The sequence below is a fragment of the Photobacterium swingsii genome (assembly GCF_024346715.1).
Classification (GTDB): Bacteria; Pseudomonadota; Gammaproteobacteria; order Enterobacterales; family Vibrionaceae; genus Photobacterium; species Photobacterium swingsii.
In genome coordinates this window covers 190,078-204,312 of the sequence record NZ_AP024853.1, presented here as the reverse complement: position 1 = coordinate 204,312, position 14,235 = coordinate 190,078, and the positions used below count along the sequence as shown (strand labels likewise).

Here is a 14,235-nt window from a genome sequence, read left to right as displayed (position 1 = left end):
AAATATCTTGGCAGAAATGTTTCATTGCACATTTCTCGAATACACTACTTGATAAACCAGCTAAAATCACAACTAATAGAGTATGGTGACCAAAAAATTTTGACCATATTTAAATCAACTATTAACTCTCTTTTTAATCTCGATCAGATTTTTAGGCGTGATGCCAAGCATCTTTGCCGCTGTTTTTATATCTCCATTATACAGCTCCGCCGCACGTACAACTTTAGCTTTAAATTCATCAGTTATCTCTTTCAATGAAAGTTTATTATGTTCATCTAAGAAGTTTTCAATTGAGACATCCTTCGGTCTACTAGCCGTTATTTGTCGCCACGTTGATTCAACATAGCTGATTAATGAAATGTTCTTTGGCAAAAGATCAGAGCAACGTTGATAATCAGCACACAAAATTGCTATTTTCTGTAAGTCTCGATAATTACCACTAAATACACGATCTATATTTGTTAACCAATCAAGAAATTTTTTATCATGCTCAACGGGATTCAGCGCCCCTTTAAAATCCATTTTTTCCCATACATGGATGAACTCACCACAGATTGCCTCTCCAGGTTGCAGTGGAGAAAATTCAAGAGTCCTTTGACTTATTCGGTCAAGAAGATCTGGTAATATCAATTCCGCTAATTGTCCAATCTTTTGATTACTAGCCGTAATTAATTGAAACTTAACCTTTGTATGCTTATTACTACCTAATGGAACAAAAGAAAAGTGCCCCTCATGGTCTGTTTGTAGTGCAGTAAGTAACAGTGACTGAGTTGCTTTATCTAGATGATGGATCTCATCTAAAAATAACGTTTTATTGTTTGCTTCTGAAAAAGCACCACTTTTATTTTCATTCGCCCCTGTAAATGCACCCTTTACATGACCAAATAACTCACTTCTTGCCAGCTCTGGATTACTCTGAAACTGAGCACAATTTACACTAATTACATCTCTGCCTTGGTTCGCATAAACATCTGTTACAACTTTTGTTTTACCTACCCCTCTGGCTCCAAGCAACAGAATTGTAAAATTATCTCCAAGTTCTCGATATTTATTTAGCCAGAGATATGTCTTTTCTTGTTGTTCAGATAAACCATATTGGTCCAAATCATCAGCTCGCAATTGAACTAATAAATCCTTATTCGCCTTTTCTATTCTTATCGGTGTTAGCCTTTCCTGAAGGTTAGATTTTTTTTCATTAATACACTTTACAAGATGTGCTGATTTAAAACGAGGTGACGCCCAAGATAAATAATGAAAAGCAATCTGAAAACTTGTCATAGCTCCCCATAAGTTTACATAAGCATGTTGATTTAAATTCTGTTCTGCCAACCAATATCTCAGAATTTTCGCAGTTCTATATTCATCATGCAACTGAGCATACTCTATATCTAATTCAACAAACTCTATCTGTGGTGACTTTTTATAGATCGAGGAATTATCCTTATACCAAGCAACCTGAGTTCCGATGCTGAACTCATTAATAATGTGCCAAAGATCCTGCTGATGGCGCCAATTTTTCTTCAACCATTGATAATCTGGAAAGTTCTTATCTTCAGCACTTTGTAAGTACGAAACCAGATTAGCTAAATCTTCTTTAGTTTCATCATAATTTGTTGAAGTCTTATGGATGCTTTCTTGAATGTTTTGTTGTTTTTCTGGAGATACAAACTCTTTCCATCGAGACGAGCGCCCTATAGTCACTTGATAATTGAGGGGTAATAAATACACCCCTCTTTCAAGGCACTCCAATTCACCATTTTGTGAAAATTTCTCCTGCATCTGATACGAGTCAAATCGTTCTGTGCTTTTAGGAAGAGTGCTGTTTTTTTGATAAGCATCATTCATTGCTTGGAGTATGACATCTAAATAGCCAATACCATGCCACTCAAAAAAAGGGGTGATAAAAGTAAATTTCTCAGACATTTAAAACATTCCTCACAGTCTACAGCAAACCTTTTGGTTAAAAATATACAACCAAAAGGTTTTGGTCAAGGTCGATCAAATGCGGCAATTAAAAGAAACCAAGGATAACTCGCTGTTTTTATGGTGCTTTTATTTTATCCTCAACACACTATAATTTTGGCACACTAACTGCATTAACAGATAGACCCATAAATCAGCATGAGGGACCATCGATGAAAAGCTCAACCTGTTTTTGCCGCACAACAAACCAACCATTGTCTGTCTATTTCACTGAATTAGGAGCCACAGATGCAGCGAGCGATGAAAATCAATGCTACGGACATGATTTTTCCTTTGCCAATATCCTAAATGTGAGCATTGGCATTTGGCGCCCAAGCACCGACACACTCCAAGTAAAACTTGTTTTAACTGCACAGGAGGGGATGGCAAAAACAAACAACTCTATCCGACATATCATGCGTGAAGCAAAGAGCCGCAATTTTGTTACAAGATAAAGGACAACACTTAAAACTGTATGAGTGCCCTTTTCATAAAGGCTGGCACTTAAAAAAGAGTCACGACTATTATTAATATTATAGAAGATAAATAAAATGCTAATCAGTCAAATTAAAAGTATTAATTATAAGCTTTTACTGGTACTCATACTGAACGGATTTATTCCACTAATCTACTCTACAACCAGAATTCATCTCTTAGGTGATATGCCCGATACATGGGTATATAGTATTGCCGCGCAAGTATCATGGCTCAATATTGGTTATGAAGTACTCAGCGAAGCTTTATTAATTCCACTGGCTTTTCTTCTGGGTCAAGTTATTTCAGAAAAACGCGCTTATGAGTTACGAGTTTCAACATCATTAGTAATTGTTATTCTTTTTTACCTAATTGTAACCGCTTTAGTATTGATGTTTACGCCAAAATTTGTCATAGGAATGAAGCAAGATGCTCATCTAATCATACAAACTGTTGAGTATATTCGCTTAGAATCGATAGCCATTCTTTTGTCTAGCGTATTTGGTTTTTTTAGTTTGGTGTTGGTTTTAAAAGATAACCAGCGAGCATTATACACCCTATTAATACTACAAACGGTACTAACGCTAATAGGTGATAGCATGTTTGCCAGTCAGTTGCCACTCTCACTCACCCTCGGTGTAAATGGCATTGCGACAACCAATATTTTGGTCAACTTATCACTTTCAGTAGTATCGATTATTTATTTAACTAAGGATGGTTTCCGGCTACGTCACATTCAATTTCAACATCAAAATTGGATCAAAGTCTGGTTTAAGATTGGTTCTAAGTCTGGATTAGAATCCTTTGTTCGTAACTTTGCATTTTTAGTTATGATCTTGCAGCTTATTAATCAGGTTCAACAATCGGGTGTGTACTGGGTCACAAACAACTTTATTTGGGGGTGGTTACTCCTGCCGATTCTCGCTTTAGGGCAATTAATAAAGCAAGATACAGCAACAAGTCGAAACCTAACACATGAAAAGATCAATGCATATATTGTTTTGAGCCTCGTCATTATTTGTTTTTGGCTGGCAAGCATGCCTTTATGGGATGTTTTTATTCTAACGGTGATAGGAGTCACAGATCCCGGCCCTATAGTTCAACTTGCAGGTTTATTAATAGGGTTTTACGCAGTATTTGCCTTTAATAATGTTATCGATAGTTACTTTTATGGCTTAGGTCGAACAGATTTGATGCTCTATCAATCCCTCATCGTTAATATATTGTTTTATGGCGGAGCTTATATTGCTTACCAAGTGGACTGGTTTATTCCATCACTAGAAACTATCGCATTAATGTTTGGTTTTGCCCTGCTTTTTGACGCTGTACTTACTCTAGGTCTTTATATCTGGCTAAGAAATACAGAACGTCAAAAGCCAAGCTTATCTAATGTGTTTGGTTAAGATAGTAAGCGATATATAAAAACACTAGGAAAGCTACCCATTCCTAGACTACTACTATGAAATAAAGATAAGCAATGAGGGGAATAGACTTAGGTTAAGAGTTATGGATTAAATTCTTATGCTAACAAGGTCAGCAAGCGAATTATTCAAAGTGCCAACAGGTCGTTTAACAGGCCAGTAAATATTATTTCATCTATATATTTAAATTGGTTTGGCATGAGAATAAATATAATTAAACACTAAAATGTAATAAGAATGATACTATGAAAAAAGAAAAACCAACAAACAAATTGGCTAATAACTCACCAAAAAGAAAAAAGAAAGATGCTAATCCAATATCAGGAGGGAAAATTAGAGAGCTTGAATTATCCATAACTAATAAATGTAATTTAAATTGTCTAGGATGCGGCTTCAACATTCCTAAGCAAGTAACTCCTGTCAACGGACAAAGGATAGATGAACATATTAAATCTCTTGAACTATTAAAATCATGTGGTGTAAAAGTTGAGAAGATTATTATTTCCGGAGGAGAGGCATCTTTGTCCAGAAATCTCAATAAATATCTTGTCGATATTCTAAAAGTTGGTATATCCGAACAAATTGAAATAGTTACAAATGGTCTCTATCCTAAAGGGATAAATAGAGAAACTTTAGCTAATTTAGATAGTTTAATAATTAGTGATTATGTTATGACAGAAGAGTTTGAAGGAACCTGGAGACAATACATAAAAGCTCTAAATTACAAGGGAAAAATTGAATTTAGAAGAAAAACGGCTTGGGATGACCTGCTGAGTGAAGTTAAAAACAAACCAGAGCAAACAAGGCATCATTGGTCAACTTGTTTCTATAGAAAATATGATGTCACTCTAGAACGCGGCCGCCTTTTTAGTTGTTCTCGCATCGCAAAGAAAAAGTGGGACGAACAGGGTTTGTTAATTAATTCTGAAACTTCACTCAGTGATGTTTATAGTTATTTAACATCAAAAGTTCCTAGAGATGCGTGTTATTCATGTGCAACTATTGGTAATAACTCAAATATTCCAGTTGCAGTGCAAACTCGTAATAATATAGAAAGAATAATACTAAAAGCAGAACAATATATGAGAGAGTGTCTTTGAAATGGATAACAGCAAATTTTATTACCTAGTTGGCATAGAAGGCTCAGGAAAAACAACCGTATCTAAACAACTAGCCAAGAGCACTGATGATGGTTTAGCCATTCAGACATCCACTCGTTTCTTTAGCTTCCTCAAAAGAGAAGGTATAGATACACTGTTCGATTTTAATTTGGTTGATAATAACACACGTGAAAAATTAGTGAACAAATTTCATCTTGAGTTCATCAGAGAAAAAAATAAATATAAACACTTATTTTTAGATGGTCATATGTATGTTGATAATTCAGTCACAGGTGAAAGAGTTAATGCTATGGCTACAAATAATAATGGAATATCCAATGGCATTATTTACCTAAACTCTTTTTCAAAAACGATAGAGAGTAATATTAATAAAGATAACACATCAAAAATCAGAAACAGAAAAATTCGAAGTTTAAATGAAATAAAAGATCTTTCTGAAAAGGAGTTTCAAGCAGCAGAAGATTATTGCATAAAAAATGACATTCAATTTGGAGTGTTAAATCACACCTATTCAGATGGTGAATTTATGAAAAAAAAATATTCCGATGTTGTTTTTTTAAATGAATATTATCTTCCACAAACTCTAAAAACCAGAAGTTTATACTATGAACAATTTGACTCTAAGCTATCACCATCAGCCTTACGCAGGCTTCATCATAAGATTGGTGAATTTCTAGTAGATGCATTTTACTCAAAAACTAAACTAGGCCAAGAGAACTACCAAGTTCTTTCTATGGATCGGTCAGGAAACTATATATCCAATGGATTCATAAATAATTACAATGGAAGTTTTTATACATATAAAAAATATAACAACGATGACTTTCACTTATATAACGACAAAAAATTAGTGATTATCGACTCAGTCATTGATAGCGGGAAAACCATAAAAACAATAGTAGAATCACTTCCTGAGTCATATCGTATGAAAATTCATGTCATTTGTTTATCCATTAATGTAAAAGCATTGAATATGATGCATTCTCTTAAGCATAAAGTTTCATTTCATTGTCTTGGCTTTTCCAACAAAGAAGATAGGCCAACAGGAAAAGGTGATATGGGAGCCCGGCTATACGGTACCCACCATTAAATAGCCTGAATACTATATTTATATATGTGGTTAAAAAACAAACAAGCTACCTAAACAAAAAAAGGGGCCAAACGGCCCCAACTCGAATAACAAAGGAAAACACGAAACAGAGTAAAATTAACTTCTTGATAGTCCTTCTAACCAACGGGTGAGTAGATTCAGCGAGGCCTGCTGCCGATAAGTCGCCGTTGAGCGTTGATCGTCTATTGGGCGAATGATTTCGCGATAGCAGTCTACAACCTGAGCGATAAATTTCGGTTTAGCCAATGTTTCCACTGACCGACCAATAACCAAAGACTCCAATTCACGACTACGCACTACAGTGGGCCCCACCGCGCCGAATGCAACACGCCAATCTTCAATCACTGGTGCTTTCTTTGGAAAACGCTTGATACGAGCCAAGCCAGCCACTGACAGCTTGCTTAGCGCATTAGCCGCTCTTGTCCCCACTTTGTGGTAAAACACTTCTGGCAAATCATGGTGTGGAATAATGATATGAGTGAGCATTTCATCTTCCCTTAGCGCGGTAACCCTTGGCGCTAAGATGAAATCTTTCAATGGCATCTCCCTCTGTCCATGAATGGATGACAAAACAACATGCGCATCTAGTGCATACAAGGCAGGCAATGAATCCGCGGCAGGCGACGCATTGCAAATATTCCCGGCTAATGTGGCGCGATTACGTAAGGCGGGGGCTGCAATTTTAGCTACGCTTTGACGAAGTATCGAAGGCACCAAGGGATTACGCTCAATATCGGCCAGTACAACACCGGATCCAATATACAAAGCTTGCTCTTGATTGTTCTCATCTTCGTGATCGGTCGTCAAAATGTATTGTAATTCATCGATGGTATCGACAAACAGTACGTCGTCCTCAAATCGAGGTGACATCCCTGCCCTAACGCCATGCTGAACCATCAAATCCGTGCCCCCAGAAAACACTGTCATCTTGCCTGTCGACAAGGTATCCAATGCCTGAGCCAAGGTTTCAGGCCGATAGATGTTTACCATAAGCCCTCTCCTTTTTGCGCGGCGATCTTAGCGGCTTCAACAATCATCCCGTAGCCTGTACAGCGACAAAGATTGCCTGAAATAGCAGTGCGAATAGCATGTTCAGAAGGGTTAGGATCAGCGTCAAGTAAGGCATAGAGCGCTAATACCATCCCTGGCGTACAGAACCCGCATTGCACACCTTTTGCCTCAAGCAGCGCATTGATCACGCACAGGCCTTTTTCGGTCTGCCGTAAGCCTTCAAGCGTCATGACATCACCGCCCTCGACTTGGCTGATAGGCATCATGCAAGCATTGACCAAGCGCCCATTGAAGAGTACCGAACAAGCGCCACACTCACCTTCTCCACACCCTTCTTTAGTTGCAGTGCGTCCCATAGTGCCGCGCAAGGTATGAAGTAAAGACTGCATGGGTTCAACGTCTACAGCGACAAGTTCGCTATTAAGGTAGAATTCAATCTTCATTGATAGGTTCTCCATTGCCAGCACTTATTGTCTTAATTTGCGTGCTTTTTCCATCAGCCAGTGCCTCACACACTTTTTCTGGCGTGACGGGTATCGACGAGAGTGGCACGCCAATGGCATTCTCAACTGCAGCAGCAAATGCAGCCGCGCCACCATTATGCGTGAGCTCACCGCCACCTTTGGCGCCATTTGGCCCATAGGGGTACGGGTTATCGACAAGTGCACTACCAATGGCAGGAACATCAAGCGCTGTCGGGATAACATAATCGGCCATTGAACGCTGAGCAAAAACACCATCTTGAGTGAGTTCTAGTTTCTCGCAACTGCCATAACCCAGTGCCTGCACCAAACCACCTTCAATCTGGCCTCTGAAAATCGTGCCGTCGATGGCCTTACCTATGTCATATACCGCCCAGGCACCAGTAATTTCAGCTTCACCTGTTGCCATATCGACCTCAACTTCAACTACATTGGCGCCGTAGCTGGTTGCTTGGTAAGCATTACCTTGGTAAGTGTCTTGATTCCACTGGTGATAGTCAGGTTTACAGTAAACCTCGACGATCTCTTGTGATTCGCCTTCTAGCCACATTTTTTGCAGCTTTTTCGCGGCTTTTTCGAGGATATAGCCGACGATCAAGATCGAACGCGAAGCCACTGTCGGGCCAGAATCGGGCACGATGCCTGTATCGGGCACCGCAATTTGAACAAGATCTATGGATTTATTGAGCGTATCAGCCACGATCTTGCGGAAAGTCAGGCTTAGCCCTTGGCCTATGTCGGTATTAGAGGCGAGGATTTGCACCGTGCCGTCAGGCTCTTTAACCAATTTGACTTTGGCCCTGACTAAGGTGTCTTCCAAATCACCTGCAAAACCACAGCCATGCTGGAATATCGCTAATCCTATACCTTTATTTTTACCTGTGCTTTTTCCTATACAGTGATCAAAGTGACTCTCTTTCGACAGGTTAAATTCGGCGAATTTACGCTGATAATCCGACATATCGAGCACTTTTTGCAGCATCTCATCTAGCACTAACTCACCGAATATTTCAGCGCCAGTCAGAGATTGGGATTGAGATGTCAGCATATGCTGTTGTTTGAAAGTGACAGGATCAGCATCAACTTCTTTAGCGACGTGATGAATGTGGGTTTCCATACAGAAGCAGTTCTGTGGTGAGCCAAACCCGCGGAAGGCACCCGTCGGTACAGTATTCGTTGCCCAAGCATGCCCTTCAACACGGACATTAGGAATGTCATACACATTGGTTGCCGTGGTGATGGTTCGCTGCAACACGATGCCTGATAAGCTCAGGTAGGCGCCAGCATTAACATCGAATTTGATGTCCATGGCGATGATCTTGCCATTAGCATCAACACCGGTTTTATAGTGGAAAGTGACAGGGTGACGCTTAGAGGTGGTAGCAATATCTTCCCCACGCTCAAAGATAAGCCTGATGGGTTGTTGTAACTTCTCGACAGCAACCGCTAATGGCGCTGCAAGCACATCAGGAAAATCTTCCTTACCGCCAAATCCGCCACCAGTTGGACATTGGATCGCCCTAACATTGTCGTGGCCCAATACAACCGCCATGGTATGGTGCACATACCAAGGGCACTGCATCGAACCTTCGAGGACTACTTTGCCGTCTTGTGGATAGCAAACCGCCCCTTGCGTTTCGAGATAGATATGCTCCTGATAGTTCGTCGAGCAGGTCTCTTCAATGATGGTCACCGCATTGGCAAAACCAGCTTCAATATCCCCTTTCGTCAGCATATGCGTATCAAGGACATTGTTATCAGCATGAATCGCACCATCTTTCAGTGCTTTGGACTCATTGATGGTATAGGCAGGTGTCAACGGCTCATAATCAACATGGATTTCATTGAGTAGTGAGTCAACGACATCAGGATCAGGCCCAACGACCAAGTAGATCACCTGACCGACAAACCGTACCTCTTGGTCAGCAAACGCTGGCCAGTCGATTTCGACAATTGGCAGCACATTCTGTCCGGGAACATCATCTGCACCAAAAATATGATAGCCATCAGGCAATGATGGAAGTGTTACCGATTTAATCCGCCCACGAGGGCAAGAAGAGCGATAAAACCGCCCTTCTAATAGTCCCTCGTAATGGCGATCGGCAATATATTTCGCAGCTCCTGTGGCTTCCTCCCACTTAAAGCGCGTATTTACCGTATCCATAACGGGATCTCACATTAATCCAACTTATCCATGGTTTGCCATAAACGCTTAGCGACCTTGCGAGCCTCTGCGTATATCGGCGCCACATCGAACGGGAACGCTCGATCTTCATAAACAAAGCGACCTTCAACCACCACGCTATTCACATTGCCCGCATTAAAGCCAAAGGCAACATGACCCGCGAGGTTATCCGCAACCAATGGCGTCGGGCTGGTGTAATCAAGGATGGTTAAGTCAGCTTTGTTGCCTGCATCTAGACGACCGAATTTCGCGCCGAAGTTACGGGCCAAAATTTCATTACCGTTCCATAAGTGACGTAAGAAACTATCCGGCCATAACGGACCACCCGCATCACGGTGTTTGAAGAAGGCGAACTTCAACTCTTCAAACATATCAGCCCCGATACCATCAGTACCCAGTGCGACATGTTGGAAGCGCATCAGTCTGTCGTTGTAACCCACGTTGTTGTTCATGTTCGAACGGGCGTTGTGGACCAAGAAGCCGTTTTTAGCGTTCAGGATGGCAATGTCCTTCTCGGATAAGAACAAGCCATGTGCCAATAACGTCTTCTCGTTGATCAAGCCGAAACTATCTAAACGCTCAACAATATCTTGGCTATAGTGGTGGTGACTATGGGTCACGTCGTAACGATCTTCTGCCACATGAACATGGATCCCACGACCTGTTGCCTGCACCGCTTCAGCCATCATAGATAGACCGTCATTGGTGACGGTAAACGGCGCATGTGCACCAATATGAGCTTCGACTAAGTAAGGTTCGTCACCCTTTGCCTTCGCACTATCAATCAACTGGGCAAATGCGATATTTTCTTCAACGCCAGCCACCATTTCTTTCATACCGTGGTTACGATCAGTGGTTTCAAAGCAAGTCATGCCACGCAAGCCCGCCTTCATGAACCCTTTACGCAAGGTACTTAAAGAGCCTGCGATATAGTTTGGCGATGCATGATGATCAATCACCGCCGAACAACCGCACTTGATGGCTTCGAGTGAACAAATCAAGCCGCTGTAGTACACAGCTTCTTCGTCCAAGGCTCGGTCCATTCGCCACCACAAGTTCTTCAGTATCGAAATGAAGTCAGGGCTTGGCTTAATATCTGCCATGATCCCGCGCGCTAATCCCGAGTAGAAGTGATTGTGAGAACAGACAATGCCCGGCATCACCAGTTTTCCTGCCATGTCCTTGATGACGGCATCAGGGTAATTAGCGGCCAAATTGGCGCCAACTTCCCTGATTTTGTCGCCATCAATAACAATATCGACGCCTTCTTTGATCAGTGCAGGTTCAAACTGCACCGCTGTTGCGTTTCTGAGTACTAACATTCCCTGACTCCTCACTAAACGTCTACTTTGCCAAGCAAGTAACTGTGGTTAGCTATGACATAGCTAATAATCGTCGCTTCATCGGCGAGCGATTCTGGCATGTCCACATTGCCCTGCTCATTAATACGGAAGGAATAAATCTCACTGTGACTGCGAACCAAGACTTCCTCACCATCAACGAAGAATCCGGCGTTGGTGCTGTTGGCAAAGTCTTCACGCAAGTTAAATAGCGTGAACTTGTCTTTGTACGGCTTGCTATCCCATGGGCAGAACTGAGCACAGTTTCCACATTCATTACAGTACGCATCTAGGTGTAATGTCTGGAACTGGTCACGGAAGCCCGGAATTGGCAGCGAAATATTGGCGCGGTTCGGGCAGACGTCGACACACTTGCTACAAATGTATGAACATTCCAAACAGCGTTTTGCTTCTTGATCGATGAACGCTTCACGGTCCGATTCTTCCAGTTGGTTAGCTGCAATCAACTTAACTTGGATATCACCTTTACGTGCATAGACAGCTTCAACCTGCACATCCGATTTCGCTTCTAGTTGCTCATCGGCCTGTGCTTCACGGGCCAAGATGGTTGTTGCCGCTTTACGGCCACCTGAGATTGCCGACACGATAGATGATGGACCTGTCTGGGCATCACCCATCAAGAACACATTTTCAACCTCGGTTTCACCGCTATCTTTGTCGACGACTGGCCAGCCATCGGCTCCCATCGGGATCCCCATGCGAGAAAGCACTTCGCAATTTGATTGCTCACCTACCGCAGTGATCAAGGCATTCACCTGAAGCTCAACCGTCATGTCTGTCGCAACAGGACGGCGACGTCCTTTCTCATCGGGCTCACCTAGCTCCATAACACGCGCGGTCAACTTACCACCCGCTTCAAATTGCTCTGGATTAGTTAAGAACATGAACTGCACGCCATCTTCTACCGCTTCTTCATATTCTTCTTTGTAAGCTGGCATTTCCGCGATAGTACGGCGATAAAGAATTGTCACCTTCTCAACACCCGGCACTTTCAGTGCAGCACGGGCACTGTCCATTGCGGTGTTACCAGCCCCAACAACAGCCACATGTTTGCCAAGCTTGAGCTCGTCGCCATCGTTGAAGCTGCGTAGGAATTCCAGTGACTTGTAGATATTGGTGTTACCACCAGAAAGTGCAATTGGGTTGCCTTTGTCTGCACCTATACCCAAGCAGACATATTTGAAACCACTTTGTTTAAGGGCATCTACCGTCAGCGCTGGGTTGCAGCCGTACTCAATATTCACCCCGTGATCTTTCACGAACTGAATATCGTGCTCTATCGCTTCCGCAGGAATACGGAACTGAGGAATAATATTCTTCACCACCCCACCAGCATTTTGTTCTTTCTCAAACACGGTAACAGGGTGACCCGCACGCGCCATGAAATAAGCCGCAGAAAGCCCCGCAGGACCGGCACCGATCACCGCGACAGGATGTTTGGCCGTATCTAGGCTTGGCTCATGCCATTTAGCTTTATACTCATCCCAACCTTTGGACAATGCGATTTTCTTCATCTCACGGATATTGAGCGCACCTTCGTAATCACGACGAGTACAGTTGTACTGGCACTGGTGATCACAAATATGGCCTGTGATAGAAGGTAATGCGTTACGGGCGTAGATGACTTCGAGCGCTTCGGTGTACTTATGCTCACCCATCAAGCGAATATATTCTGGAATGTCCTGACTAATCGGACATGCAGTCACACAAGGTGCGACATAACAGTCAGTCAGTGGCACGGCTTTCTTAACACTGATTTCTTCAGGACCACGCCACTGTTTCTGGACGTAATCGGCATCAAGGGATTTCACTGCCAAGGCTTCAAGCTTGACCAAATCCACTTTGCCCATGCCCCACTCGTCACTGCCTTCTAGCTCTTTGGCACAGTCAGACAGACGAAGGTAGCCACCCGGTTTTAGCAAGTCAGTCGCCATAGTGATAGGACGGATCCCCGCTTCGAAAATCTCGCGGATATTGAATTTGCTGGCACCGCCCGAGTATGAAATTGGCAGTGTGCCGTTGAATTCGCGGGACAGTTCTAACGCCACATTGATAGATAGCGGGAACAAGGCACGGCCAGACATGTACATTTCTTTATCAGGTAGGCGGCCTTTTTTATTGAGGGTACCTAGGGTGTTGGTGAGCTTAACGCCAAAGCCGATCCCTTTCTCTTTGCCGAGATCGACCAAACGGTGAAGCATGGCTTTAGCATCTTCAATTTGCAGATCATGGCTGAAAGACTCTTCGCTCAGCGCAACATAATCAAAGCCAGCATTGTCGAGGATCCCACGGACACGCTCAAAGCCCAATAGCGTTGGGTTTAACTTAACAAAGGTGTTGATCCCCTTCTCTTCGATCATGTAACGACAAATCGCTTCAATTTCATGAGGAGGACAGCCGTGCATAGTAGAAAGGGTGACACCACGGGTTAACTGGGCAGGAATAGCATCGATCATGGCATTCAAATGATCGCATCTATCTTCTAACTGATACTCATGAATAAACTCAGGGTCTTGGCTGAAGGCTTTCAGCTCGTTGGCATAGCGGGCAAAATTGGGGTGCTCACTCGCATCCAGCATATCGTGGATATATGTCTGCATCGCTGGCGTTTGGATCCCAGACAAGTCATAACCCACACTCATATTAAAGATAAACGACTTACTCTCACCATCTGTTCTCGGCGCAAAGACCTCTTCCAGTAAGTGTAAGGCCATCCACGCCTTCAAGTACTCATCATACGCTTTGATAAGTGTAAATTCGGTCGACCATTCGGTATTGAAACACTCATCTTCCGCATCTATACATGGCTTTGCGAGCTCGAGTTGGTCAAGCTTCTGAACGGTTTTCAGCTCCATGAAACGACCGCCAGCTAACCACGATGTAATGATATTCTGGGCAAGTTGAGTATGAGGTCCAGCCGCTGGGCCAACAGGGGTTTCACAGTTCTCTCCCCATACCGACAACGAGGTGTTACTCGCTTTACGGTAGAACTGTTTTTCTGGAATACCAAAGATAGATTTACTTTGTTTATATTCACTAAACATTCGGTTAAGTAGCTCACCGAATGGAACGGGACGCATGATGTCTCCCATGATAGATCTCCTTGA

10 protein-coding genes are annotated in these 14,235 nt (G+C 42.6%); 4 read left to right on the top strand and 6 right to left on the bottom strand.

What is annotated here, in order from left to right; translation table 11 throughout:
• Positions 1-114: 114 nt before the first annotated feature.
• Positions 115-1,923, bottom strand: a complete 1,809-nt coding sequence (locus OCU77_RS18275; protein WP_048897768.1) for a sigma 54-interacting transcriptional regulator — start codon at positions 1,921-1,923, stop codon at positions 115-117.
• Positions 1,924-2,135: 212 nt separating this feature from the next.
• Between OCU77_RS18275 and OCU77_RS18270 the strand changes: the two genes are divergently transcribed.
• The 4 genes from OCU77_RS18270 (at position 2,136) to OCU77_RS18255 (ending at position 6,068) form a co-directional block, all read left to right on the top strand.
• Positions 2,136-2,417: a hypothetical protein gene (locus tag OCU77_RS18270; RefSeq protein WP_048897767.1), complete on the top strand. Its 282-nt coding sequence runs from the start codon at positions 2,136-2,138 to the stop codon at positions 2,415-2,417.
• Between the two features lie 96 nt (positions 2,418-2,513).
• Positions 2,514-3,839 (top strand): MATE family Na+-driven efflux transporter, encoded by a 1,326-nt coding sequence (locus tag OCU77_RS18265; protein WP_107302669.1) that lies wholly within the window; start codon positions 2,514-2,516, stop codon positions 3,837-3,839.
• Positions 3,840-4,102: 263 nt separating this feature from the next.
• Positions 4,103-4,957, top strand: coding sequence for a radical SAM protein (locus OCU77_RS18260; protein WP_048897766.1), 855 nt, complete (start codon positions 4,103-4,105; stop codon positions 4,955-4,957).
• 1 nt (position 4,958) lies between these two features.
• On the top strand, positions 4,959-6,068 hold the full coding sequence (locus tag OCU77_RS18255; RefSeq protein ID WP_048897765.1) for an AAA family ATPase: 1,110 nt from the start codon (positions 4,959-4,961) through the stop codon (positions 6,066-6,068).
• A gap of 117 nt (positions 6,069-6,185) precedes the next feature.
• Here the strand turns inward: OCU77_RS18255 and OCU77_RS18250 are convergent, their stop codons facing one another.
• The 5 genes from OCU77_RS18250 to ygfK are packed head-to-tail and all read right to left on the bottom strand — an operon-like array spanning position 6,186 to position 14,220.
• Positions 6,186-7,079, bottom strand: coding sequence for an FAD binding domain-containing protein (locus OCU77_RS18250; RefSeq protein WP_048897764.1), 894 nt, complete (start codon positions 7,077-7,079; stop codon positions 6,186-6,188).
• The gene (locus OCU77_RS18245; RefSeq protein WP_084711719.1) at positions 7,073-7,543 is read right to left on the bottom strand and encodes a (2Fe-2S)-binding protein; all 471 of its coding nucleotides are present in this window, start codon (positions 7,541-7,543) and stop codon (positions 7,073-7,075) included. Before OCU77_RS18245 ends, OCU77_RS18250 begins: the two co-directional genes overlap by 7 nt.
• Positions 7,533-9,746: a xanthine dehydrogenase family protein molybdopterin-binding subunit gene (locus OCU77_RS18240; protein ID WP_048897762.1), complete on the bottom strand. Its 2,214-nt coding sequence runs from the start codon at positions 9,744-9,746 to the stop codon at positions 7,533-7,535. Before OCU77_RS18240 ends, OCU77_RS18245 begins: the two co-directional genes overlap by 11 nt.
• Before the next feature lie 14 nt (positions 9,747-9,760).
• Positions 9,761-11,089, bottom strand: coding sequence for a putative aminohydrolase SsnA (gene ssnA / locus OCU77_RS18235; RefSeq protein WP_048897761.1), 1,329 nt, complete (start codon positions 11,087-11,089; stop codon positions 9,761-9,763).
• Positions 11,090-11,103: 14 nt separating this feature from the next.
• Positions 11,104-14,220 (bottom strand): putative selenate reductase subunit YgfK, encoded by a 3,117-nt coding sequence (gene ygfK, locus OCU77_RS18230; RefSeq protein WP_107302670.1) that lies wholly within the window; start codon positions 14,218-14,220, stop codon positions 11,104-11,106.
• Between the last annotated feature and the right edge of the window lie 15 nt (positions 14,221-14,235).